General features: G+C 71.6%; 23 protein-coding genes and 1 pseudogene. 14 read left to right on the forward strand and 10 right to left on the reverse strand.

Translation table 11 applies throughout. The features are described 5' to 3' along the window. Nucleotides 1-4: 4 nt before the first annotated feature. Genes LJ657_RS28410 through LJ657_RS28420 form a run of 3 tightly spaced genes read left to right on the forward strand, consistent with a single transcriptional unit; the run spans nt 5 to nt 2,493 of the window. Nucleotides 5-721: an NUDIX hydrolase gene (locus LJ657_RS28410; protein ID WP_232651668.1), complete on the forward strand. Its 717-nt coding sequence runs from the start codon at nt 5-7 to the stop codon at nt 719-721. Next, the gene (locus LJ657_RS28415) at nt 718-1,740 is read left to right on the forward strand and encodes an ADP-ribosylglycohydrolase family protein (RefSeq protein ID WP_232651669.1); all 1,023 of its coding nucleotides are present in this window, start codon (nt 718-720) and stop codon (nt 1,738-1,740) included. The genes LJ657_RS28410 and LJ657_RS28415 overlap by 4 nt, the downstream gene beginning before the upstream one ends. 3 nt (nt 1,741-1,743) lie before the next feature. Then, nucleotides 1,744-2,493 (forward strand): nucleotidyltransferase domain-containing protein, encoded by a 750-nt coding sequence (locus tag LJ657_RS28420; protein WP_232651670.1) that lies wholly within the window; start codon nt 1,744-1,746, stop codon nt 2,491-2,493. Here the strand turns inward: LJ657_RS28420 and LJ657_RS28425 are convergent. The 4 genes from LJ657_RS28425 to LJ657_RS28440 are packed head-to-tail and all read right to left on the reverse strand — an operon-like array spanning nt 2,425 to nt 4,855. Beyond that, complete coding sequence (locus tag LJ657_RS28425; RefSeq protein WP_232651671.1) at nt 2,425-3,162, reverse strand: nucleotidyltransferase domain-containing protein; 738 nt, start codon at nt 3,160-3,162, stop codon at nt 2,425-2,427. The genes LJ657_RS28420 and LJ657_RS28425 overlap by 69 nt on opposite strands. Nucleotides 3,163-3,184: 22 nt before the next feature. Beyond that, nucleotides 3,185-3,592 carry a Rieske (2Fe-2S) protein gene (locus LJ657_RS28430; protein WP_232651672.1) on the reverse strand — a complete coding sequence of 136 codons (408 nt, stop codon included), beginning with the start codon at nt 3,590-3,592 and terminating at the stop codon, nt 3,185-3,187. Beyond that, the gene (locus LJ657_RS28435; RefSeq protein WP_232651673.1) at nt 3,589-4,173 is read right to left on the reverse strand and encodes a DUF6529 family protein; all 585 of its coding nucleotides are present in this window, start codon (nt 4,171-4,173) and stop codon (nt 3,589-3,591) included. Before LJ657_RS28435 ends, LJ657_RS28430 begins: the two co-directional genes overlap by 4 nt. A 25-nt stretch (nt 4,174-4,198) precedes the next feature. Then, nucleotides 4,199-4,855, reverse strand: coding sequence for a hypothetical protein (locus tag LJ657_RS28440; RefSeq protein ID WP_232651674.1), 657 nt, complete (start codon nt 4,853-4,855; stop codon nt 4,199-4,201). 231 nt (nt 4,856-5,086) lie between these two features. On the opposite strand from LJ657_RS28440, the gene aroH reads away from it, so the two are divergent. The 5 genes from aroH to der all read left to right on the forward strand — a co-directional run bounded on the left by aroH (nt 5,087) and on the right by der (nt 9,637). Then, nucleotides 5,087-5,449, forward strand: a complete 363-nt coding sequence (aroH, locus tag LJ657_RS28445; protein ID WP_232651675.1) for a chorismate mutase — start codon at nt 5,087-5,089, stop codon at nt 5,447-5,449. Continuing rightward, nucleotides 5,446-6,540, forward strand: a complete 1,095-nt coding sequence (locus tag LJ657_RS28450) for a prephenate dehydrogenase (protein WP_232651676.1) — start codon at nt 5,446-5,448, stop codon at nt 6,538-6,540. Before aroH ends, LJ657_RS28450 begins: the two co-directional genes overlap by 4 nt. A gap of 215 nt (nt 6,541-6,755) precedes the next feature. Next, nucleotides 6,756-7,442, forward strand: coding sequence for a (d)CMP kinase (cmk, locus tag LJ657_RS28455; protein WP_232651677.1), 687 nt, complete (start codon nt 6,756-6,758; stop codon nt 7,440-7,442). A 53-nt stretch (nt 7,443-7,495) separates the two neighbouring features. After that, on the forward strand, nt 7,496-8,083 hold the full coding sequence (locus LJ657_RS28460; protein ID WP_269787058.1) for a lysophospholipid acyltransferase family protein: 588 nt from the start codon (nt 7,496-7,498) through the stop codon (nt 8,081-8,083). A 78-nt stretch (nt 8,084-8,161) separates the two neighbouring features. Continuing rightward, nucleotides 8,162-9,637: a ribosome biogenesis GTPase Der gene (der, locus tag LJ657_RS28465; RefSeq protein ID WP_232651679.1), complete on the forward strand. Its 1,476-nt coding sequence runs from the start codon at nt 8,162-8,164 to the stop codon at nt 9,635-9,637. Between the two features lie 51 nt (nt 9,638-9,688). Here the strand turns inward: der and LJ657_RS28470 are convergent, their stop codons facing one another. Together LJ657_RS28470 and LJ657_RS28475 are read right to left on the reverse strand one after the other, a co-directional pair. Next, nucleotides 9,689-10,039 carry a hypothetical protein gene (locus LJ657_RS28470; protein WP_232651680.1) on the reverse strand — a complete coding sequence of 117 codons (351 nt, stop codon included), beginning with the start codon at nt 10,037-10,039 and terminating at the stop codon, nt 9,689-9,691. A 61-nt stretch (nt 10,040-10,100) separates the two neighbouring features. After that, the gene (locus tag LJ657_RS28475) at nt 10,101-10,883 is read right to left on the reverse strand and encodes a DUF8842 C-terminal domain-containing protein (protein ID WP_232651681.1); all 783 of its coding nucleotides are present in this window, start codon (nt 10,881-10,883) and stop codon (nt 10,101-10,103) included. Between the two features lie 511 nt (nt 10,884-11,394). Here LJ657_RS28475 and LJ657_RS28480 point away from each other — a divergent pair. Both LJ657_RS28480 and LJ657_RS28485 read left to right on the forward strand, forming a co-directional pair. Next, a complete protein-coding gene (locus tag LJ657_RS28480; RefSeq protein WP_232651682.1) occupies nt 11,395-12,042 on the forward strand; it encodes a LysM peptidoglycan-binding domain-containing protein in 648 nt (215 codons plus the stop codon). Between the two features lie 112 nt (nt 12,043-12,154). Next, complete coding sequence (locus LJ657_RS28485; protein ID WP_232651683.1) at nt 12,155-12,802, forward strand: LysM peptidoglycan-binding domain-containing protein; 648 nt, start codon at nt 12,155-12,157, stop codon at nt 12,800-12,802. Here LJ657_RS28485 and LJ657_RS28490 read toward each other — a convergent pair. Genes LJ657_RS28490 through LJ657_RS28500 form a run of 3 tightly spaced genes read right to left on the reverse strand, consistent with a single transcriptional unit; the run spans nt 12,702 to nt 16,614 of the window. After that, nucleotides 12,702-13,412, reverse strand: a complete 711-nt coding sequence (locus tag LJ657_RS28490; RefSeq protein WP_232651684.1) for an ATP-binding cassette domain-containing protein — start codon at nt 13,410-13,412, stop codon at nt 12,702-12,704. The two genes, LJ657_RS28485 and LJ657_RS28490, sit on opposite strands and share 101 nt — an antisense overlap. Then, nucleotides 13,409-16,126, reverse strand: coding sequence for an ABC transporter permease subunit (locus tag LJ657_RS28495; protein ID WP_232651685.1), 2,718 nt, complete (start codon nt 16,124-16,126; stop codon nt 13,409-13,411). Before LJ657_RS28495 ends, LJ657_RS28490 begins: the two co-directional genes overlap by 4 nt. An 11-nt stretch (nt 16,127-16,137) precedes the next feature. Then, nucleotides 16,138-16,614 carry a hypothetical protein gene (locus tag LJ657_RS28500; protein WP_232651686.1) on the reverse strand — a complete coding sequence of 159 codons (477 nt, stop codon included), beginning with the start codon at nt 16,612-16,614 and terminating at the stop codon, nt 16,138-16,140. 135 nt (nt 16,615-16,749) lie between these two features. Between LJ657_RS28500 and LJ657_RS28505 the strand changes: the two genes are divergently transcribed. The 4 genes from LJ657_RS28505 (at nt 16,750) to LJ657_RS28520 (ending at nt 20,611) form a co-directional block, all read left to right on the forward strand. After that, a complete protein-coding gene (locus tag LJ657_RS28505; RefSeq protein ID WP_232651687.1) occupies nt 16,750-17,325 on the forward strand; it encodes an MTB12 C-terminal domain-containing protein in 576 nt (191 codons plus the stop codon). Beyond that, nucleotides 17,294-18,595 (forward strand): ABC transporter substrate-binding protein, encoded by a 1,302-nt coding sequence (locus LJ657_RS28510; RefSeq protein WP_232651688.1) that lies wholly within the window; start codon nt 17,294-17,296, stop codon nt 18,593-18,595. The genes LJ657_RS28505 and LJ657_RS28510 overlap by 32 nt, the downstream gene beginning before the upstream one ends. A 108-nt stretch (nt 18,596-18,703) precedes the next feature. Further along, nucleotides 18,704-19,513, forward strand: coding sequence for a hypothetical protein (locus LJ657_RS28515; protein WP_232651689.1), 810 nt, complete (start codon nt 18,704-18,706; stop codon nt 19,511-19,513). A gap of 54 nt (nt 19,514-19,567) precedes the next feature. Beyond that, nucleotides 19,568-20,611: a helix-turn-helix transcriptional regulator gene (locus LJ657_RS28520; protein ID WP_232651690.1), complete on the forward strand. Its 1,044-nt coding sequence runs from the start codon at nt 19,568-19,570 to the stop codon at nt 20,609-20,611. On the opposite strand, the pseudogene ctaD reads toward LJ657_RS28520, so the two are convergent. Further along, nucleotides 20,511-22,178: pseudogene (ctaD, locus tag LJ657_RS28525) on the reverse strand (aa3-type cytochrome oxidase subunit I); the annotation flags it as partial. The gene LJ657_RS28520 and the pseudogene ctaD overlap by 101 nt on opposite strands. Between the last annotated feature and the right edge of the window lie 258 nt (nt 22,179-22,436).

Genomic DNA, 22,436 nt, shown 5'->3' on the forward strand with positions numbered 1-22,436 from the left:
TGGCATGGAATACGACAAGTACGCCTACGAACCCTTCGCCGTCACCGTCGACCTCGCCGTCCTGACGATCCGTGACGGCGCCCTGCACGTCCTCCTCGTGGAGCGCGGCCAGGACCCCTTCGCCGGCCACTGGGCACTGCCCGGCGGCTTCGTGGAGCCACGGGAGTCGGCGGAGACGGCCGCCCGGCGCGAACTCGCCGAGGAGACCGGCCTCGCGGACGTCACCGGGCTGCATCTGGAGCAGCTGCGGACGTACAGCGAACCCGACCGCGACCCCCGGATGCGGGTCGTGTCCGTCGCCTTCACCGCGCTGCTGCCCGACGCGCCCGAACCGCGGGCCGGCAGCGACGCGGCGCGGGCGAGCTGGCTGCCGTACGACTCGGCCCGGCCGCTCGCCTTCGACCACGAGACGATCCTGGCCGACGCCCACGAACGGGTCGGCGCCAAGCTCGAGTACACCTGTCTCGCCACCGCCTTCTGTCCGCCCGAGTTCACGCTCGGCGAGCTCCAGCACGTCTACGAGACGGTCTGGGGCACGGCTCTCGACCGGCCCAACTTCCGCCGCAAGGTGCTCGCCACGCCCGGCTTCGTCGAGGCCGTGCCGGGCGCCGCCCGGCTGACCGGCGGCCGGGGCAAACCCGCCGCGCTCTATCGCGCCGGACCGGCCACCGCACTGCACCCACCCCTCCTCCGACCGTCCCGGGAAGGACGCCCCGCATGACCGCCACCATCGTCGACAAGCAAGCAGCCACCGGGGCGTTGACCGGCCTCGCACTCGGGGACGCGCTCGGCTTCCCGACCGAGTTCAACGACGTGCCGTCGATCCTCGCCAAGTTCGGGCCGTGGCGGCAGATGCGGCTGCCGAAGCCCGCGATCGTCACGGACGACACGCAGATGACGCTGGCGGTGGGGCGAGGCCTGCGCACGGCCATGGACCGCGGAGTGCTCGCCCCCGAACGGCTGGAGCGGCCGCTGCGCGAGGAGTTCGTGGACTGGTACCAGTCGCCCGAGAACAACCGGGCGCCGGGGAACACCTGCCTGCGGGCGTGCAGCCTGCTGAAGGACGAGAGCCGTCCCTGGCAGCACGCAAGCGTGATCGGCTCCAAGGGCTGCGGCGCCAACATGCGGGTCGCGCCCGTCGGGCTCGTCCCCGGCCTGAGCGACGAACAGCGCGCGGGCGCCGCCCAGTTGCAGTCCGGCCTGACCCACGGGCATCCGACGGCGCTCGCCGCCTCCGACCTCACCGCCCGGGCCGTACGGCTGCTCGCGCAGGGCGCCGAGCCGACCGGTCTCGTCGGCCTGCTGCGGTCGTACGCCCTGGAGAACCGCAGCCGCTACCACCACGCCTGGCTCGGCGACCTGTGGACCCGTGCCGGTGACGCCACCCCCGAGCAGTTCATCGCGCGCGGCTGGGACGAGTGCCTTGAGATCCTCGGCCGCCTTCAGGACGCCGTACGCACGGTCTCGGTGGAGACCGACCCGTGCCTGGCCACCGGCGCGGGCTGGACAGCCGAAGAGGCCCTGGCGACCGGCCTGTTGTGCTTCCTGTTCTTCGTCGACGAACCGGTGACGGCCCTGCGGCGGGCCGCCTGTACCTCGGGCGACTCGGACTCCATCGCCTGCCTGACGGGCGCCTTCGCCGGCGCGTACCTGGGCGCGGACGCCTGGCCGACCGAGTGGGCCGACCGCATCGAATACCGCACCGACCTCCTGACGCTCGGAGCCCTCTGGGACGCTTGAGCCGTGATCGGCTCCCTGGACCTCGACCTGACGCCGGTGGTCGCCGAACAGCCCGACCCGGTGCTGTTCGCGACCGTTTCCGGCGCGCACCTCTACGGCTTCCCGTCCCGCGATTCCGACGTGGACCTGCGGGGCGTGCACCTGCTGCCGACAGCGGACCTGCTGGGATTGCGGGAGCCGGACGAGACCCGGTCCCGGATGTGGGACCGGGACGGCGTCGAGATGGACCTGGTCACGCACGACCTGCGCAAGTTCGTACGGCTGATGCTGCGCCGCAACGGCTATGTGCTGGAGCAGCTGCTCTCGCCCCTGGTCGTGCACACCACGGACGCGCACGGCGAGCTGGCCGCGCTCGCGCCCGGCGTGCTCACCAGCCATCACGCCCACCACTACAGAGGGTTCGCCAACACTCAGTGGCGGCTGTTCGAGAAGACCGGTGAGCTGAAGCCGCTGCTCTACACCTTCCGGGTCCTGCTCACCGGGATCCACCTGATGCGCAGCGGCCAGGTACAGGCCTATCTGCCCACGCTGCTGGGCGAGTCGGACGCCCCCGCCTATCTGCCGGACCTGATCGCGGCGAAGGCGGAGCAGGAGCACGGGGGCGCCGATGTCGACCACGCGCGCGTGCAGGCCGACGTCGAGCAGCTGCACGGCGTGCTGGACGCGGCGCAGGAAAGTTCGGCGCTACCCGACGCCCCCGCCGGGTACGACGCCCTGCACGACTTCGTCGTACGCATCCGGCTGGAGCGCTGAGGCGCGGCGGACGCGGACGAGGAAGGCCTCGACGCGGGGTCGGTCCGGCTCCTCGGGGAGGGGGCTGTGGCGGGACGCCTCGTCGGCCTCCGTCGCCAGGCGGTTCATCCAGGACTCGACCTCCGGCCACGGCACCTCGCCGCGCTTCACGGCCAGGAGGGGCTCGCGCTGCTCGCTCACGTCGATGGTGAGAGCGCCTGTGCGCAGCAGGTCGCGGGCGCTCATCAGGAGGCGGAGCAGGTGCATGGCGTGCTTCCAGCGCGGGGCGCCGTGGATGCGGACATCCGCCTCCAGTTTCGTGCGCTGGCCGAGGGCGTAACGCGTGAACGTCTTGTGGGCCCGGCGGGAGAGGAACGCCCCGCGCAGCGCCAGGAGTTCACGGCCGGTGTCGTCGACGTACTCCACGAGCGGGGAGTGCAGGCACTCCAGGATGTTCGGGTTGGCGCGCAGGGCCAGCTCGCAGAAGCGTTCCAGCTCCCAGCTGAACTGCTCCTGAGCCGGGCCCTCGACATGCGTGGGCGGCTTCTCGAAGCGCCAGAACAGGGGAGTGGGCGCCACGAACACGCCCCGGCGGTCGGTGTCGCTGCCGTCCGTCGCCAGACCGAAGGCGCGCGAACCCATCACGCAGGCGTAGATCGTGTGGTCGCGCACCAGGGTCTCGGGAAGCATGTCCCGGAGCGTACGCGGCCCCTCACGCCAGCCGGATCGAATTTCCCTCCACCTTGATCTGCTCCGCGGGCAGCGGCTTCGGCGCCGGGCCCCCGGCCACGGAGCCGTCCGCGATGCGGTACTTGCTGCCGTGGCAGGGACAGTCGATGGTGCCGTTCGAGATGGTGCTCACCGTGCAGCCCTGATGGGTGCAGATCGCGGAGAAGGCCTTGAACTCGTCCTTCTTCGGCTGGGTGACCACGACCTTCTCGTCCTTGAAGATCTTGCCGCTGCCGACGGGGATCTCGGAGGTCTTCGCCAGCTCCTGCCCGCCGGAGGCGTTCGCGGAGGACCCGGAGCCGCTGTTGTCGCCGTACTTGCTGCAGCCCGTGGCGAGCGTCACCGCGCCCGTCGCGAGGAGAACCGTGCGCCGCGTCGAGCGGTGGGTCATGTCGTCACTCCGAACGTGCGGAAGAACCAGAGGGCGGACGTCAGCCAGATGAGGGTGAGAACGGTGAAGACCAGCCCGCCGACGAGCGGCAGCAGCCAGCCGGGGAGCCGCTGTGAGCGGAGCAGCAGCATCTTGGCACTGAAGGCACCGAAGAAGAAGCAACCCAGGGCGGAGTGCCACATCACCCGCGTTCCGTACGTCTGATAGCCGAGCGCGTAGAGACAGTGCACGGCGACCGGGACCGCCACCAGGAACGCGATCCGGCCCGACCAGCGGTGCAGTGCCGCCGCCCAGCGCGGGCCAGGCAGCTTGCCGTACACCATGAACGCGCTGACCAGCTGGACGAGCGCGAAGAAGAACGCCGTCGACGCCAGCCACGACTTCACGGCGCCCGTGCTGCTGAAACCGGCCAGGTTGAAGGCCGTCCCGGTGGGGTCGTGGACCTTGCCGTACACCCCGAGGCCGACGGCCACCGCGGCGGCGACCAGGGCCGGGACCAGATAGCGGGCGGGGCCGGGGGCACGATGTGCGGGTCCGGAGGGCGGGAAACTCTGGGTCGCGGCGTTCGGGTCGACGGTCATGGGGTCGTCTCCCAGGTCAGGAGGATCAAGGAGTTACGGGGTGTGCCGTCAGATGCTGTCCGTCGACCGTCACCGCGCCCGTCCCCGGGTCGATGACCGGCGCGGCCGAGGGCTTCCCGTCGCGGGTGACGATGCCGACCTGCCTGCCGCCCGGCAGGACGATCCAGCCGCCGACGATCCTGGCGCCGGCGACCTGGCTGTTCGCCCGGTAGATCCCGGACGGCTTCCGCGCCCTGTCGAGGGTGAAGGCGTAGTGCCCGCCGCCGACCTCGGCCGTGCCCCGGATCTGCCTGCCGCCCTTCAGCGTGCCGTTCAGCTGCGCCCCGTGGTCACCGGTCAGGTGCAGGCTGCCGTCGTCCTTCACCGTGCCCTTCAGCCACGACTCGATGTTGTGGCCGTCGCAGAAGTACGCGATCGCTCTGCCGCCGCGCAGCGAGACGGCCACGGCGGACGAGTCGTCGTCGGTACGGCCGGTGTAGACGCCGGCTGCGGCCTTGCGGGACGGCGACGGGCTGGGTGACGCGGTGGCCTTCGAGGGAGTCGGCGACGCCGTGACGCCGGGCGACTTCTCCTTGTACGGGGACGAGGCGCTCCTCGTCCCCGTCGTCGCGTCGAGCGACAGCATGAACAGGCCGAGCAGCAGTCCTGCGAGCAGTGTGAGCAGCGGTCCGGGGCGCTTCATACGGCCTCCCCCGAGGCGAGTGTCCTGCCATCAGAGCGGACGGGCGGCCCCGACGTAAAGAGGCGCACAGGGGCGAGCCGCCCCAAGTAGCGAAATTGGGGCGATTCGGTGACATTGGCAGGGCATCTCAGCGGCCGTCTCAGCGGGCGGGCGTCGCGCACCCGCCCGCCGCGGGCTGACTAGGCTGGACGGTCGAGGAAACCGATCCGTACATCAGTGAGGAGCAGAGCCGTGGCGGTACGAGCGGTCCGGGGAGCCGTCCAACTGGAACGGGACGAGGCCGGGCACATGGACGAGCAGGTCGGGGCCCTGCTCACCGCCATTCTCGAACGGAACGCCCTGAGCGCCGACGACCTGATCAGCATCTGGTTCACGGCCACGCCCGATCTGCACAGCGACTTCCCGGCGGCCGCCGCCCGCAAGCTCGGCATCGTCGACGTACCGCTGATCTGCGCCCAGGAGCTGGACATCGAGGGCGCCATGCCGCGCGTCGTACGCGTCCTCGCGCACATCGAGTCCGAGCGGCCCCGCGGCGACATCGCCCATGTCTACCTCGGCACCGCGGCCGCCCTGCGCAAGGACATCGCCCAGTGAGGACCGCGCTCGTCATCGGCACCGGGCTGATCGGTACGTCCGCCGCCATCGCCCTGTCCCAGCGGGGCGTCGTCGTCCACCTCGCCGACCACGACCCCGAGCAGGCCCGTACGGCCGCCGCGCTCGGCGCCGGCACCGACGAGGCCCCTGCCGGGCCGGTCGACCTCGCGATCATCGCCGCGCCTCCCGCCCATGTCCCCGGGGTGCTGGCGGACGCCATGCGCCGGGGCGCGGCCCGCGGCTACCTCGACGTGGCCAGCGTCAAGGGCGGCCCGCGCCGCGAGCTGGAGGCGCTGGGCCTGGACCCGTCCGTGATGTCGAAGTACATCGGCACGCACCCCATGTCGGGCCGCGAGAAGTCCGGTCCGCTGGCGGCGACCGGCGACCTCTTCGAGGGCCGCCCCTGGGTGCTGACACCGACGCGGGACACCGACACCGAGGTGCTGAACCTCGCTCTGGAGCTGGTCTCGCACTGCCGGGCCGTCCCGGTCGTCATGGACGCCGACGCCCACGACCGCGCCGTGGCGCTGGTCTCGCACATGCCGCACCTCGTCTCCAGCATGGTCGCCGCGCGCCTGGAGAACGCCGAGGAGGCGGCCGTACGACTGTGCGGTCAGGGCATCCGGGACGTGACCCGGATCGCCGCCTCCGACCCCCGGATGTGGATCGACATCCTGTCCGCGAACCCCGGACCGGTCGCCGACCTGCTCTCCGACGTCGCCGCCGACCTGGAGGAGACGGTGCAGGCGCTGCGCTCCCTGCAGTCCTCGGACGAGGCCAAGCGCGGTGCGGGGGCCCTGGGCATCGAGGACGTCCTGCGGCGCGGGAACGCCGGACAGGTCCGCGTCCCCGGCAAGCACGGGTCCGCTCCGCGGGCGTACGAGGTCGTCGCCGTCCTCATCGACGACCAGCCGGGCCAGCTGGCACGCATCTTCGCCGACGCGGGCCGGGCCGGGGTCAACGTCGAGGACGTACGCATCGAGCACGCGACCGGGCAGCAGGCGGGCCTGGTCCAGCTGATGGTGGAGCCGCAGGCGGCGCCGGTTCTCACGGCGGCGTTGCGGGAGCGAGGGTGGGCGATTCGGCAGTAGCGCCGGGCGCCCGCCCGGGGGCTGCCGCCCCCAGGCCCCCGCCATCGGCCTGAACGGCCTCGTCCTCAAACGCCGGACGGGCTGAGATTGCCGACCGGCGGCGGTGAGGCCGAGGCCCTGCGCGTCCGGACGAGTGACGCGCACCCAGTAACCTTGTGCAGGGCACGATCGCGGCCCCCTACACCCACCACACCGCATCAGGAAGGTGTCCCCCCGTGGAAAACGGCGTCGCCAAGCCCGTGATTGTCGCCATCGACGGTCCGGCCGGCACGGGCAAGTCGAGCACGTCGAAGGCCGTCGCCGCGCAGCTCGGTCTGAGCTACCTGGACACCGGCGCCCAGTACCGGGCGATCACCTGGTGGATGGTGAACAACGGGATCGACATCGACGACGCGTCCGCGATCGCCGCCGTGGCCGGCAAGGCCGAGATCGTCTCGGGCACGGACCCAGCCAATCCGACGATCACGGTCGACGGCACCGACGTGGCCGCCTTGATCCGCACCCAGGAGGTGTCCTCCAAGGTCAGCGCGGTCAGCGCGGTGCCCGAGGTGCGCGCCCGGATCACCGAGCTGCAGCGCTCGCTGGCCACCTCCGCCGAGTACGGCATCGTCGTCGAGGGCCGTGACATCGGTACGACCGTGCTGCCGGACGCCGATCTGAAGATCTTCCTCACCGCGTCGCCGGAGGCGCGTGCCGCCCGCCGCAGCGGTGAACTCAAGGGCGCCGACGTGCACGCCACCCGCGAGGCGCTGATCAAGCGCGACGCGGCCGACTCCTCCCGCAAGACCTCGCCGCTCGCCAAGGCGGACGACGCGGTCGAGGTGGACACCACCGATCTCACGCTCCAGCAGGTCATCGAGTGCGTCGTCACCCTCGTCGAGGAGAAGCGGGCCGGGAAGTGACTCAGCCTTCGGAGCGGGGCGCCGAGGTCGGGCGGCGGATCGGCGTCGGCCTGATGTACGGGCTGTGGAAGCCGCGCGTGCTGGGCTCCTGGAAGGTGCCCGCCACCGGCCCGGTGATCTTCGCCGTCAACCACTCCCACAACATCGACGGGCCGATGGTCATGGGCGTGGCGCCCCGGCCGACGCACTTCCTGATCAAGAAGGAAGCGTTCATCGGCCCGCTCGACCCGTTCCTGCTGGGCATCGGCCAGCTGAAGGTGGACCGCTCGGTCGCCGACCGCGGGGCGATCACGCAGGCCCTGGACGTGCTGTCGGCCGGGGGAGTCCTCGGTATCTTCCCGGAGGGCACCCGCGGCGAGGGCGACTTCGCCTCGCTGCGCGCCGGCCTCGCCTACTTCGCCGTACGCGGTGGAGCACCGGTCGTCCCGGTCGCCGTACTGGGAAGCACCGAGCGGCGGGGACGGTTGATAAAGGGGCTGCCTCCGCTGCGCAGCCGTATCGACGTCGTCTTCGGCGACCCCTTCGAGGCGGGCGACGGCAGCGGACGGCGGACGCGCAAGGCGCTCGACGAGGCGACCGAACGCATCCAGAAGCAGCTCACCGCGCACCTGGAAAACGCCAGGCGACTGACCGGTCGCTAGGCGACACTGAGTAGTGGATCAGCCGGAGAAACCGGATGTTCCACCGATCACCACGATGAACGACGAGGTACGGACTTCATGAACGACCACATCCACTCCGAAGGCTCGGGCGAGGAGCACGACCACGGAGCACTTGGCGACGCCGAGTACGCGGACTTCATGGAGCTCGCCGCGGAAGAGGGCTTCGACCTCGAGGACGTCGAGGGCGCCATCGAGGAGGCCGGTCACGGCCCTCTGCCCGTGCTCGCCGTCGTCGGCCGCCCGAATGTCGGCAAGTCGACTCTTGTGAACCGCATCATCGGCCGGCGCGAGGCCGTCGTGGAGGACAAGCCCGGCGTCACCCGCGACCGCGTCACCTACGAGGCCGAGTGGTCGGGCCGCCGTTTCAAGGTCGTCGACACCGGCGGCTGGGAGCAGGATGTCCTCGGTATCGACGCCTCTGTGGCCGCGCAGGCCGAGTACGCGATCGAGGCCGCCGACGCCGTCGTGTTCGTCGTGGACGCCAAGGTCGGCGCGACCGACACCGACGAGGCGGTCGTACGGCTGCTTCGCAAGGCCGGCAAGCCGGTGGTGCTGGCGGCCAACAAGGTCGACGGGCAGAGCGGTGAAGCGGACGCGGCCTACCTGTGGTCGCTGGGCCTGGGCGAGCCGCACCCGGTCTCCGCCCTGCACGGCCGCGGCACCGGCGACATGCTGGACGCCGTTCTGGAAGTCCTGCCGGAGGCCCCCGAGCAGACCTTCGGCACCGCGATCGGCGGCCCGCGCCGCATCGCCCTGATCGGCCGCCCGAACGTCGGCAAGTCCTCCCTCCTGAACAAGGTGGCGAACGAGGAGCGCGTCGTCGTCAACGAAGTCGCGGGCACCACCCGCGACCCCGTCGACGAGCTGATCGAACTCGGCGGTGTCGTCTGGAAGTTCGTCGACACGGCGGGCATTCGCAAGCGCGTCCACCTCCAGCAGGGCGCCGACTACTACGCCTCGCTGCGCACCGCGGCCGCGGTCGAGAAGGCCGAGGTGGCGGTCATCCTGATCGACGCCTCCGAGTCCATCTCGGTGCAGGACCAGCGGATCGTGACGATGGCCGTCGAGGCCGGGCGCGCGATGGTCATCGCGTACAACAAGTGGGACACCCTCGACGAGGAGCGCCGCTACTACCTGGAGCGGGAGATCGAGACCGAGTTCGGCCAGGTGGCCTGGGCGCCCCGGGTGAACGTCTCCGCGCGCACCGGCCGCCACATGGAGAAGCTGGTTCCGGCGATCGAGGCCGCGCTGGCCGGCTGGGAGACCCGCGTCCCGACGGGCCGTCTGAACGCCTTCCTCGGCGAGCTGGTCGCTGCCCACCCGCACCCGATCCGCGGTGGCAAGCAGCCCCGCATCCTCTTCGGCACCCAGGCCGGCACCAGGCCCCCGCGGTTCGTGCTGTTCGCCTCCGGGTTCATCGAGGCGGGTTACCGGCGCTTCATCGAGCGCCGCCTGCGCGAGGAGTTCGGCTTCGAGGGGACGCCGATCCATATCTCGGTGCGGGTGCGCGAGAAGCGCGGCAAGAAGAAGTAGGCCGGACATGGGGAAGGGCGGTCCCGATCGGGACCGCCCTTCCCCATGTCGTCAGCGCACACCGCGTGGGCCGGGTGGCAGTGCGGCGGGCAGGCGCTGCCACTGCGACTGCTGCCGGGCGCTGTAGGCCCCGGCGCTGTAGGCGCTGTACGAGCTGCTGAACGACCCCGGCCGGTGACCTCCGTGCTGCTCCGAACTGGTCGGAATGTTCCCGAAGGCGATGAACCCCAGGTTCTCCTCGCCGCTGCGGTCGCCCGGCAGCGTACGGAAGGACTTGACGTACTCGGACCAGAGCGCGTCGTAGATGGGCGTGGCCGAGTGACTGCCCGAAAAGTCCTGGGCCGAGCGGGCGGAGGGGATCGGGTGGAAGGACTGGCGGCGAGGAATGTCGTATGCGTGCACGTATGTCCAAACGACCCCGAACTTCAAGGGATGCGGTTCGGACCTGCCTCTTTGGGGGCGCTCACGTCCCCGCGAGAGGCATGGCGACCCCGACCAGCTTCCCGTTGGCCGCCGCCTTGTCCAGCGCGTCCCGCAACAGGTCCTCCCGGGGCTGACGCCCGATGGACCCCACCGGCGCGGCGAACATGAGCACCTGCTGATGCTTGTTGGCGGCGGTCCGCCAGCCGTCGGTCACCTGGAGTGGCTGATGCGCCTGCCACCACGCCACCGGCTGCCCGCCGTTCGTGCCGGGCTGCAGTACGGCGTGCAGCCGGCCCATGGCGAGCAGTACCGACCAGCCGTGCAGCACGGGCGGCACCTCGGTCAGCTCCATGAGCGGCATGAACCCCTGCTCGATCAGCAGTGGCAGGAAGTCGTCGCCGAGCCCGGTCGTGCCGGGCCGCACGATGGGTCCCGTCGGCTCGACGACCAGCGCCGGGTGCAACTCCCCGGCGAGCAGGACGAGTCCGCTGGTCACGCCGAGCACGGCCTGCTCGGGGACGACCTGCGCGGGGTCCAGGTCCACGGTGTCCCCGGAAATGGACCGCACGGCCCCCCGCAGCTGCTCCTCGGTGACCTGGACGACCTGTGAGGGCAGGCAGGTGGCGTGGGCGAAGGCGAGGACGGCGGTCTCCTCGCCGACGAACAGGACGGTGCTGGTGCGCTCCTGTTCGGAGTCGCCCGGGGTGCGGCAGGAGGTGCAGTCGTAACTGCCGGGGGCGTTCTCTCCGGCGAGCAGCCGGTCGGCTTCCTCGTCGCCGATCTCGGCACGTACCTCGTCGCTGACGTCGAGCATGCGTGGCACGGGTGGCTCCCCTCGGGAAGTGTGAACCGGGCGGGTCCCGGGCTCATGAAGGAGACAACGGGCGATCTGTGGCCGGAGTCACGCTCCAGGGCGAACGGAATCGAACCATCCACCGCACAGGGTCACCTCGGGTGCGGAATCGACCACTCAGAGTCAATCCCTTGGAAACTCAAGGAAGTTGGTTGCGTGAAGTGGGTCACAGGCCGCCGCGACTCATGGTCGATAAATCGGGAAATCAGCGAATTAAGTGGGTGGCCGGAAATTGCCGATACCTGCGGTAACGGCGAACTGGCCTGGAATGACAAGCAGTTGGTTGCTGACGCCGCGACAGGCTCCTTAGATTCCTCCGCCGTGTGCAACGAGCACCGCTCGGGACGTCCGCCGACCGCACCAGCCAGCAGTACCCAGCACCACGCGATCACCGGCGGACGGGGTGGAGCGCGGCGACCGGCCCATGTGCCGTGAGCGCGCCCCGCCTTGGGGGAGCCCGGGTGTTTCGAGAGGGAATTACATGTCCGAGTGTGCCGATACCACCCGTGACCACGTCCGCAAGACCCGTACGACGGCGCTCCTCGCCGGGGCGGCACTGCTCGCTCCGCTCGGGCTGCTGGCCGCGACCGGCAACGCCGCGGCGGCGGACGACGGGGTGTGGGACCGCATCGCCCAGTGCGAGAGCGGCGGCAACTGGCACATCAACACCGGCAACGGCTACTACGGCGGGCTCCAGTTCTCCGCCGGCACCTGGCGCGCGTACGGCGGGTCGGCCTATGCGCCGACGGCCGCCGGGGCCTCCAGGGACCAGCAGATCACGGTGGCGACCAAGGTCCAGCACGCCCAGGGCTGGGGTGCCTGGCCGGTCTGTTCGGGACGGGCCGGAGCGTCCGGCAGCGCACCCGCGGCCTCCGCCGGCTCCGGAACCACCACATCCTCATCGGTCGTCAAGGCGCGGCCTGCGAAGCCGTCGAAGGCGCCGGCACGTTCGACGGGCCACCCGGCGCGCGGTGCCTCGCGTGGCGACTACACCGTCCGCGAGGGCGACACCCTGAGCGGGATCGCCGCCCGGCACGGGACCACCTGGCAGCGGCTGTACGCCGTGAACAAGGCCGTCATCGGCGGTGATCCCGACCAGATCGTGCCCGGGCAGCAGCTCAACCTCTGAGCGGCTCCCCCTCACCGAGTGGGCCCCGTCCGGTCGTCCGACCGGGTGGGGCCCTTCGGCGCACCGGACGCGCCGGAGCGTTCGCGGGCCGCCCACTGCTTACCGTGGCCCGATGCTCCGCACGCACCGCACGCACCGCACGCACCTCGCACTCGCGCTGGCCGCCGCCCTGTTCAGCGCTCTCGTCCCCGTCACCGCGCAGGCGGCACCGCCGCCGCCGCTGCCGGGAGAGCTTCCGGTGCGCCTGTCCTACGCCTGCGCCAAGGACCACTGGCCCTGGGGCTGCATCGCGGACTGTGAGAGCAGCGGGCGCTGGGACATCAACACCGGGAACGGCTTCTACGGCGGGCTGCAGTTCCGGCAGTCCACCTGGAAGTACTTCGGCGGGCTGAAGTTCGCGCCGCGTGCGGATCTCGCCACCCGCGAGGAGCAGATCTCCGTCGCCGAGAAGGTGCTGGCCTCCCAGGGGTGGGAGACCTGGCCGGCCTGCTCCCAGCGCTACCGGCTCCAGGGGCGTGTGCACGCCGTACACGCCGGCGAGACGCTGGTGTCGATCGCGGACCGCTACGGCATCGACGGCGGCTGGCTGGCGCTGTACCGGGCCAACAGGGACATGGTCGGCGAACGCCCGAAGCGGCTGAACGTCGGCACGCAGCTGCTCATCCCGGGGGGCTCGGCCCGCGCCCAGGAGCCCTACCAGGACGTCGAGACGGCCGGCCCGCCGCTGTCCGACGCTCCCGTTCGCCCGCCTCTCCGCTGAACACGACGGTGCCGCGGCGCAGTTCGTACACGAGGACCCCCGTCCGCTCCCGCAGCCCGGGTGGCAGCCGCTGCTCAGCGATGAGGACGCAGGCGTCGAGGGCGCCCAGCAGGTCGTAGGTGCGGGCCGCGACCGCGGGCGACATGCCCTGCGCGGGCTCGTCGACGAGCACCACGCGCGCGCGTGCCAGCAGAGCGCGGGACAGGGCGAGCATCCGCTGCTCGCCGCCGGAAAGGGTGTTGGCCCGGCGCGCCAGCAGGGGCTCCAGCTGTGGGTAGGCATCGAGGGCGAAGCCGTAGTCCCCGGCCGTCAGTTCGAGGTTCTCGTGCACGGTGAGGGACCCGAACACGGCCTGCCGCTCGGGCACCAGGCACAGCCCCCGCCGGGCCCGCTCGTGGGCCGGGGTCCGGCTCACGTCGACGCCGTCCCACACCACCGCGCCGCCGGACAGCGGTACGAGGCCGGCCAGCGCGCGCAGGGCGGTCGTACGGCCGGATCCGTTGCGCCCGAGCAGGACGGTGAGGCCCGGGCCGGGGGCGGCGAGGGTGATGCCGTGCAGGGTCTCCAGGGGGCCGTAACGCACGCGCGCGTGGCGCAGGGAGATGGTCATGTGCCCGCCTCTGTGGTGCCGAGGGCGTCGAGTACGTGCCCTGGTGGGCCGGAGGCGACGATGCGGCCCGCCGTCATGACGTGCACGACGTCCGCGAGGTCGGCGACCAGGTCGAGGTCGTGCTCCACCACCAGGAGGGCGGTGCCGTCGGCCGCCAGGGCCTTCAGCACCCGTGCCAGAGCGGCGACCTCGGTGTTGTCGAGGCCGGCTGCGGGCTCGTCGAGCAGCAGCACGCGGGGGCTGCCCGCGAGGGCCCTGGCCAGTTCCACGCGCCGCAGCGTGCCGGTGGGGAGGTCTGCGGCGGGCAGGGCCCGTACGGGGCCGTCGAGGGCGAGCAGGCGCAACGCCCGTTCCAAGGCGCCGGGATCGTTGAGGCGGCCCTGCTCGGCACCTACCAGGACGTTTTCGGCCACGGTCAACGACGGGAAGACGGCGAGCTGTTGGAAGGTGCGGGCGATTCCCAGGCGGGTGCGGGTGTGGGCGGCGAGCCGTGTGATGTCCCGTGTGCCCAGGCGCACTTGCCCGTGGGTGGGGTGCAGGGTGCCTGCCAGGCAGTGGAACAGGGTGCTCTTGCCCGCCCCGTTGGGGCCGACGATCGCGGTGATCCGGCCCGGGGGGACGGTGAGGTCGACTCCGTCGAGGGCTTTGTAGCCGCCGTAGCGGGCGTGGAGGGTGTGGACTGTGAGGACCGGTGCGGGTGCGGGTGCGGGTGTTCGGGGGTGCATCCGGCCTCCGGCCGGGTTCGGGTTCCCACCCGCACCGCCCGTGCGGCTTCCGTGGTCGGGTGCGGGTGGCCCCTGTGGGGGCTGAGCGCCGTCGGCTGCCGCGGGTTGTGCTCGTGGGGGGCCGGGCCGTGGCTCCGCGCGGCGCAGTCTCGCCCGTACCCGCGCCCCTGTCGGCGTCAGACTCGCCCTCCGCCCGAGCCGCAGTCGACCCGTCGCCCTCCGCAGGGCCTCGTACGGGCCGCCGGGGAAGCGGCCGACGAGTACCGCCAGTACGCCGATCAGTGCCGCTGCCACGCCGCCCCGGGCGCCCGCGTCGAGGCCTACCAGGAGGGCGGCCGCGGCCAGGGCGCCCAGGGTGCTGTCGGCTCCCATCACCACGACGGCGGCGAACCAGAGCAGGCCGCGGACGGGGTCGTAGGCGCCCGGGTCGAAGGCCCGCAGGCCCATGCCGAGCATGCCGCCGCCGAGCGCGGCCAGGGCGGCGCCCGAGACGAAGGCCAGCAGCTTGAGCGAGGGGACCCGGACGCCGGCTGCGGAGGCGCCCGACTCGTGGTCCCGCATGGCGGCCAGGGCCCGGCCCGTGCGGCCTCGGCGCAGCGCCCGGGTGGCCAGCAACGCGGCTGCCAGCAGGGCCAGTTCGAGGACGTAGTAGGCGCGGTCGCCGTCGAAGCCCGCCGGGCGGTCCAGGGAGAGGCCGGACGTGGCGTACGGCTGCGCGAAGACGAACCGGCTCACGCCGACACCCACCGCGAACGTCGCCAGCGCGAGGGCGAGGCCCCGGCGGCCGATCGCCGGCCAGCCGGTCAGGAGGCCCAGAGGAGCGACCAGGACGACCGCCACGGCCAGCGCGGCCAGTTCGGGCAGGCGCGGCAGACCCGGGAAACGGCCTGCCGCCAGGAGGGCGGTGAACAGGGCGCCCAGCCCCGCGTACGCCGCCTGGCCGAGGGAGATCTGGCCGCCCCGTCCGGTGACCACCACCAGGGACAGCAGGACCACGCCCAGCGCCGGCACCTGGACCGAGGTGTGCAGGTCCGAGCCCGCGAAGCCCAGCGGCAGCAGGAACAGCACCACCGCCACGATCCACGCGCCCGGCGGTGTCGGCACGCGCGCGGTGGCCGTGCGCGGGAGGGCGTCACGGGCGCCGATCCGCGGGAGCGCCAGGGCCGCGACCAGCAGGGCCACCACGAACAGGTTCGCGCCCACCGCCTGCAGCAACGACTCGCCCCAGCCGGAGGGATGCAGCCGCGTCAGCTGGCTCTGTGCGATCCCGATGCCCAGCGCCACGACGACGGCCACCGGCAGGCTCCGCATCCGCGCCGCCACCGCGACCGCCACCACCTCCATGACGAGCAGCGGCAGGCCGTACGGGTCCAGGCGCACGTACGGCGCCAGCAGTACGCCCGTCAGGCCCGCCGTGAACGCGCCGAACGCCCAGCCCGCCGCCGCCACCCGGTCCGCGTCGATCCCGCCGAGCACCGCGAGCTGCCGGTCGTCGACCACGGCCCGCAGCTCCCGCCCGAACCGCGTCCAGCGGATCACGGCCCCGACGCCCACGGCCAGCACGAGCACCACGGCCAGTTGGCCCCAGGGGTCCTGCGAGACCAGTTCCGGGGCATCGTCCCTGGCCCCCTGCCCCCACACCAGCGCCGCCCCGCCGACCAGCAGCACAAAGACCCCGATGGACGCGACGAGCGTCTGTGCCGGGTCGCTGCCCAGGACGGCGAGCGGCCGGAAGACGAACCGTTCCAGGGCCACACCGATCGCCGGGGCCAGCACCACGAGCGTCACCGTCGCCCCCAGCCACAGCGGCCAGCCCCACTCGGCCACGCACTGCCGCAGCAGATACGCGCACACCATCGCGATCGCACCGTGCGCGAAGTTGAGCACGCCGGTCGCGCGGTACGTCACGATCAGGCCGATTCCGGTGAGCGCGGCCGCGCTGCCGACGGAGAGGCCGGCGAGGGTGAGGTCGTACGTCAGGGAGGACATCGGAGAGGACTTCAGTCGGTCTCGTCGGCGGGTTCGCAGATCGGGCACGGGCCCAGCTCGCCGCTCGTCAGCAGCTTCGCGTCGACCGGTACGGCCTCCGCCTTCCCCGAGACCAGCGGGCAGTCCGCGCGATGCCACAGCGTGCCGCCGGGCACCATCAGCAGGTCACCGCTGACCGCGAGGGGCAGGGCGGCGGCCTGCCGGGACTCGTCGGCGTCGGCGGACTCGGCGGCGACCAGGAGGCCGTACAGCTCCTCCACGCGCGCGGCGGCGAGGGCGCCCCGCCCATGGGTGAGCAGCACCGACCCGGCGATGATCAGCGCGGCGCCGGGGACCGTGCAGGAGGCGAGATAGGGCAGCTGACGCTCGGCGTAACGCTCACCGGAGATGCCGTACCAGCCGACGACGCACAGCACCGCACCGGCGGCGAGCGCGGCCCAGCCGGCCCACAGGACGGGGTGCACGGTCCGCAGTCGGCCTGTCCGCATTTCTGGCTCCCACACGTCGCGTGTTGGTGCATGTGCCTGTCCATGTCAGCCAATGGCTTGCACTATGCCCTTTGGAAGCTGACCCTGAAAGCACCGGGCGCACCTTGCCCGGACCGACACCCGGTGGTGAGCCAGATGGTTCTCGGGAGCGACCTCAGGCGGGGGAAGGCAACAAGGGGGCGCGGCCCAGGGGCGGCGGGACGGGGCACGGCGTTCGCGGCCGCCCTTGTTCTCATCTTCGCCCCGGTCCTCGCGGCGTGCAGTGACGGCAACGGCGGCGGCAGCGCGAGCGCACCCCCGACTCCCTCCGTGGAGAAGACGACGAGCGCGCCCGCCACCGCGCCCGCCGACCCCGCGGCGGCCAAGCAGGAGATCAGCAGGAACTGGCAGACGTTCTTCGACCCCAAGACGTCCCTTAGCCAGAAGCAGAAGGTCCTGGAGAACGGGGAGCGGATGGCTCCGGTCCTGAAGGCCTTCAGCGGGGACAAGCGCGGCGGGCAGGTGCAGGCGAAGGTCCAGAAGATCGAGTTCACCTCGCCGGCCGGGGCGACCGTGACGTACACGCTGACCCTGAACGGTGCCACCGCCCTGCCGAACGCGTCCGGGACCTCGGTCGAGCAGAACGGCACCTGGAAGGTGTCCGTCAACACGCTGTGCGCCCTGGTCCAGCTGAGCGGCGATGCGTCGCACTCGCCCGCACCGGGCTGCTGAGGGCGCGGCCGCCGCGGCGCTGCTGCTCCTGCTGGGCACGGCCTGCGGCAGCCGCCTGCCGGAGAGCGACTTCGAGCACGGCGGCCGGTCGAACGCGCCCGCGCCCAGCAGCAACGCACCCGTCCGTGTCGGCATCATCACCAGCGCCACCAGTCCGGTCGGCGGCAACGCCTTCACCGGCCCGCGCGACGGCGCCAAGGCGTACTTCGACCTGCTCAACGCGCGCGGGGGCATCGACGGGCATCCCGTCGAGGTGCGGGAGTGCGACGACGGCGGCAGCGGCGTCGGCAACAACACCTGCGTGCACCGGCTGATCGACGAGGACCAGGTGGTCGCCCTGGTCGCCACCACCGCCCTCGACTACGCGGGCGCCTCCCGCGTCTCCCACGCGCGCGTGCCCGACATCGGCGGCCAGCCCATCGGCGCCGCCTACGACACCTGGCCGCACCTCTACGGCATCTACGGCAGCCTCGCCCCGAGGAACGGCACCCCCGGCTGGGACGGGAAGCTCTACGGCGGCACGGAGGTCTACCGCTACTTCAAGCGCGAGAAGGGCGCCCGCACGGCCGCGGTCGTCTCCTACAACCAGGCCGCGTCCGCCGCCTACGCACGCCTCGTCGAGCAGGGCCTGAAGGCCGAGGGCTACAAGGTGGTCACCGAGCAGGTCGACTTCGCGCTGCCCAACTTCCGCGCTGCCGCGGCCGACCTGAAGGAACAGGGTGCCGACCTGGTCTTCGACGCCATCGACACCCACGGCAACGCCCAGCTGTGCAAGGCGATGGACGAGGTCGGCGCCAAGGTCATCGCCAAGGTCACCAACGTACAGAACTGGACGTCCACCGTCCCCGACGACTACAAGGACTCCCCGCGCTGCCGCAACGCCCTCTGGGCGACCGGCTCCAGCCGCAACTACGAGGACACGGGCAACGCGGCCGTACGGCGGTTCCGGGACGCCACGCGGGGCCTGAAGACGCACTCCCAGTGGCAGGTGGAGGGCTGGGCGGCCGCCCTGTGGTTCACGGACGCGGCGAAGTCCTGTGCACGGACGGGCATCACGCGCGCGTGCGTCGACGCCTTCATGAACCGCAGCGAGGACTACACCGCCGGCGGCCTGCTGCTTCCCGTCGCGTTCGAGCGGCTGGCCGAGCCGCCGAAGGACCGAAGGACCTGCTTGTCGGTGGCCCGCTGGCAGGACGGCAGGGGCTGGGTGTCCCAGGGAGACATGAACAGCAACTGCTTCGACGTGCCGCAGCTCTCCTACCAGCCGTAGTCCGGTACCGGCGTGGTGCGCCATCAGCTTGGTCCGGGTAAAGGGCAACCAAAGCGCCTGTCCGAGGGTCTAACCGAGAAGCACAGGCCGAGAAGGGATCCGTACCGCATGACGACGGTGGCTCCGCAGTCCACGCCGCTGCGCGCCGACTGCATCGCCGACTCCGCGGGCGGGCTGACCTTCGACGTCCGCGCGGTGGGGGAGATGGCCGCGGCCCTGCTCGTGCTGCGCCGCCGCGACAGCCACGACGAGGTGTACCTGCCGCTGACCCCCGCCGCGGACGGCCGGCTGCGCGCCGCGCTGCCCAGCATCGTCGCCCTCCCCGAGGGCCGCTGGGACGCCTACGCGCGCGTGGACGCCGGTGAGCCGCGCCGCCTGGCGCCCGAGGTCACCGATCTGCGCTCCCTCGCCGCCCGGACGCCCAGCGGCTCCGGCGGCCACGTCGCCGTCCGCATCCCGTACGCGACCCGGCAGGGCAACCTCACCGTCCGCAGCTGGCTGCGCGCCCCGCACGCTGAGGCGGGCGAACTGCGCATCAGACAGGGCGTGTTGACGGTGCCGGGGCGGGTGTACGGCATCGGGCTCGGCCCCGACGCCCATGCCGAGCTCCGCGGCCGGCACGCGCCCGTCCCGGTGCGCCGGACCGAAGTCCTCGCCGACCGCACCGAGTTCCGCTTCAAGGTGGTGTACGGCGCCCTGGAGCCGGGCCTGTGGGATCTCTGGCTGCGGCCCGCGGGGGAGGCGGGACCGGCGGTGCGGATCGCGCGGCTGCTCGACGACGTGGCCGACAAGAAGCCCGTGTTCACCTATCCACGCGTGCGCGTGGACGCGCCGTACGGCCCGGTGGAGGCCGGGCCCCACTACACGCGGGACAACGACCTGTCGGTGTCCGTCACCGCGGTGAGCCCACCTCTTTAGGACAGCGGCTCTTCAGGACAGCAGCGGTCCGCAACGGCTGGCAGACTCGGACCCATGTTGGAGACCTCGGCACGACTGCTGCGCCTGCTCTCGCTCCTCCAGGCCCACCGCGAATGGTCCGGCGCCGACCTTGCCGACCGTCTGGGTGTCACCCCGCGCACCGTCCGCCGGGACGTCGACCGGCTGCGCGAGCTGGGCTATCCCGTCAACGCCAGCCCCGGCACCGGCGGCGGCTACCAGCTGGGCGCGGGCGCCGAACTGCCGCCGCTGCTGCTCGACGACGACGAGGCGGTCGCGGTCGCCGTCGGACTGCGCACGGCCGCCGGGCAGGGCATCGAGGGCATCGGCGAGACCTCCGTACGGGCCCTCGCCAAGCTGGAGCAGGTGCTGCCCAGCCGGCTGCGCCGCCGCGTGGGCGCCCTGAACGCCTTCACCGTGCCGATGCTGCGCGGCCCGCAGTCCTCCGCCGTCGACCCGGCCGTCCTCACCGAACTGGCCAACCTGTGCCGGGACTCCGAACGCCTGCGTTTCGAGTACCGCGACCACGAGGGCGCCCCCACCCGCCGTACCGTCGAACCCCACCGCCTGGTGTGCTCCGAGCGCCGCTGGTACCTGGTCGCCTGGGACCTCGACCGAGAGGACTGGCGTACGTTCCGAGTCGACCGCGTCACGCCGAAGCCACCGCACGGCCCGCGCTTCGCGCCGCGCACCCCGCCCGCCGAGGACCTCGCCGCGTACGTCTCGAAGGGCGTCTCCACACGCGCGTACGCCTCACATGCGGTCGTCCGGCTGCTGGTACCCCTGGAGGAGGCCACGGAGCGCATCTCGCCCTCGGCGGGGCAGCTGGAGGCGGACGGCCCCGGTGCCTGCGTGCTGCGCACCGGGGCCGCGAGCCTGGACGTCATGGTGATCCACGTGATGATGACGGGCTTCGACTTCGAGGTCCTGGAGCCCGCCGAGCTCACCGAGGCGATCAGGACGGCCCGGGACCGGCTGTCCCGCGCTCTTCTCCGAGAGGCTCCTCGGGCGTCGCCGCGAACTCGGGATGGTGCAGGTCGAACGCCGGGGACTCGGAGCGGATCTTCGGCAGGACCGTGAAGTTGTGCCGCGGCGGCGGACACGAGGTCGCCCACTCCAGGGAGCGGCCGTAGCCCCAGGGATCGTCGGTCTCGACCTTCTCGCCGTACTTGGCCGTCTTCCAGACGTTGTAGAGGAACGGCAGCGTCGACATGCCGAGCAGGAACGCGCCGATCGTCGAGACGGTGTTGAGGGCCGTGAAGCCGTCGGCCGCCAGATAGTCGGCGTACCGCCGGGGCATGCCCTCCGCGCCCAGCCAGTGCTGCACCAGGAACGTGGTGTGGAAGCCGACGAAGAGCGTCCAGAAATGGATCTTGCCCAGCCGCTCGTCGAGCATCCTGCCGGTGAACTTGGGCCACCAGAAGTAGAAGCCGCCGAAGATCGCGAAGACGACCGTGCCGAACACGACGTAGTGGAAGTGCGCCACGACGAAGTAGGTGTCCGAGACATGGAAGTCCAGCGGCGGCGAGGCCAGGATCACCCCGGTCAGACCGCCGAACAGGAACGTCACCAGGAAGCCGCACGCCCACAGCATCGGCGTCTCGAAGGACAGTGAGCCCTTGATCATCGTGCCGATCCAGTTGAAGAACTTCACGCCGGTCGGCACGGCGATGAGGAACGTCATGAAGGAGAAGAACGGCAGCAGCACCGCACCGGTGACGAACATGTGGTGCGCCCACACCACCACCGACAGCCCGGTGATCGACATCGTCGCGGCGACCAGCGTGAGATAGCCGAAGATCGGCTTGCGGCTGAAGACCGGGATGATCTCCGTGATGATGCCGAAGAACGGCAGGGCGATGATGTACACCTCGGGATGGCCGAAGAACCAGAACAGGTGCTGCCACAGCAGCGCCCCGCCGTTGGCCGAGTCGAAGACCTGCGCGCCGAACCGCCGGTCCGCCTCCAGACACAGCAGGGCGGCCGCGAGTACCGGGAACGCCATCAGGATCAGGATCGACGTGAAGAGCGTGTTCCAGGTGAAGACCGGCATCCGGAACATCGTCATGCCGGGGCAGCGCATCCCGATGATGGTGGTGATGAAGTTGACCGCGCCGAGGATCGTGCCGAAGCCGGCCAGCGCCAGCCCCATGATCCACAGGTCGGGTCCGACACCGGGTGAGCGCACCGCGCTGTTGAGCGGCGCATAGGCGAACCAGCCGAAGGCGGCTGGACCGCCGGGCACGAACAACGAGCTGAGCACGATCAGGCCGCCGAACAGGAAGAACCAGTACGACAGCATGTTCAGCCGCGGGAAGGCGACGTCGGGGGAGCCGATCTGCAGGGGCATCAGCTCGTTGGCGAAGCCCGCGAACATGGGGGTCGCGAAGAGCAGCAGCATGATCGTGCCGTGCATGGTGAACAGCTGGTTGAACTGGTTGTTGTCCATGATCTGCAGCCCCGGCCGGGCGAGTTCGGCGCGCATCAGCAGCGCCATCACCCCGCCGGTCAGGAAGAACAGGAACGAGGTGATCAGGTAGAGGTGCCCGATCTTCTTGTGGTCGGTGGTCGTCAGCCAGTCGACGATCACCCGGCCCTGACTGGTCGGCACGGGTCGCGCCGCCGACTGCACGGTCTGGGTCCCCATCGCTCGCTCGCCCCTTCGCTCGTCGCGCCCCGGGCCCTCTGAAGCCCGCGCCACGCACGCCCGCGAGCTCACGTCATGATGCGCGCGCCGTCGCGCGCTCCGACAGGGGCGTGCGGGGGTCCTGTGCTGAAACCGAGCATTTCCTACGCGGTGTCAGCTCTCACGAACCCACTCGGATTCGGACCGGAAAGAAGTCCGGGGTCAGTTCTCACGGCACTTTCCGACGGGCTATTCGGAGAGCGGTCACGACACGCGGGA

The sequence above is a fragment of the Streptomyces guryensis genome, from assembly GCF_021261325.1.
Lineage (GTDB): Bacteria > Actinomycetota > Actinomycetes > Streptomycetales > Streptomycetaceae > Streptomyces > Streptomyces guryensis.

Bases quoted from the DNA above. Each gene is read 5' to 3' on its own strand.
- LJ657_RS28435 (WP_232651673.1), bottom strand. From the start codon at position 4,173: ATGACCGTCGACCCGAACGCCGCGACCCAGAGTTTCCCGCCCTCCGGA.
- LJ657_RS28410 (WP_232651668.1), top strand. From the start codon at position 5: ATGGAATACGACAAGTACGCCTACGAACCCTTCGCCGTCACCGTCGAC.
- LJ657_RS28440 (WP_232651674.1), bottom strand. From the start codon at position 4,855: ATGAAGCGCCCCGGACCGCTGCTCACACTGCTCGCAGGACTGCTGCTC.
- LJ657_RS28480 (WP_232651682.1), top strand. From the start codon at position 11,395: ATGTCCGAGTGTGCCGATACCACCCGTGACCACGTCCGCAAGACCCGT.
- LJ657_RS28520 (WP_232651690.1), top strand. From the start codon at position 19,568: ATGTTGGAGACCTCGGCACGACTGCTGCGCCTGCTCTCGCTCCTCCAG.
- der (WP_232651679.1), top strand. From the start codon at position 8,162: ATGAACGACCACATCCACTCCGAAGGCTCGGGCGAGGAGCACGACCAC.
- LJ657_RS28460 (WP_269787058.1), top strand. From the start codon at position 7,496: ATGTACGGGCTGTGGAAGCCGCGCGTGCTGGGCTCCTGGAAGGTGCCC.
- LJ657_RS28425 (WP_232651671.1), bottom strand. From the start codon at position 3,162: ATGCTTCCCGAGACCCTGGTGCGCGACCACACGATCTACGCCTGCGTG.
- LJ657_RS28490 (WP_232651684.1), bottom strand. From the start codon at position 13,412: ATGACCATCTCCCTGCGCCACGCGCGCGTGCGTTACGGCCCCCTGGAG.
- LJ657_RS28510 (WP_232651688.1), top strand. From the start codon at position 17,294: ATGCGTCGCACTCGCCCGCACCGGGCTGCTGAGGGCGCGGCCGCCGCG.
- LJ657_RS28495 (WP_232651685.1), bottom strand. From the start codon at position 16,126: ATGTCCTCCCTGACGTACGACCTCACCCTCGCCGGCCTCTCCGTCGGC.
- LJ657_RS28415 (WP_232651669.1), top strand. From the start codon at position 718: ATGACCGCCACCATCGTCGACAAGCAAGCAGCCACCGGGGCGTTGACC.
- LJ657_RS28505 (WP_232651687.1), top strand. From the start codon at position 16,750: ATGGTTCTCGGGAGCGACCTCAGGCGGGGGAAGGCAACAAGGGGGCGC.
- LJ657_RS28500 (WP_232651686.1), bottom strand. From the start codon at position 16,614: ATGCGGACAGGCCGACTGCGGACCGTGCACCCCGTCCTGTGGGCCGGC.
- LJ657_RS28430 (WP_232651672.1), bottom strand. From the start codon at position 3,592: ATGACCCACCGCTCGACGCGGCGCACGGTTCTCCTCGCGACGGGCGCG.
- LJ657_RS28515 (WP_232651689.1), top strand. From the start codon at position 18,704: ATGACGACGGTGGCTCCGCAGTCCACGCCGCTGCGCGCCGACTGCATC.
- LJ657_RS28485 (WP_232651683.1), top strand. From the start codon at position 12,155: ATGCTCCGCACGCACCGCACGCACCGCACGCACCTCGCACTCGCGCTG.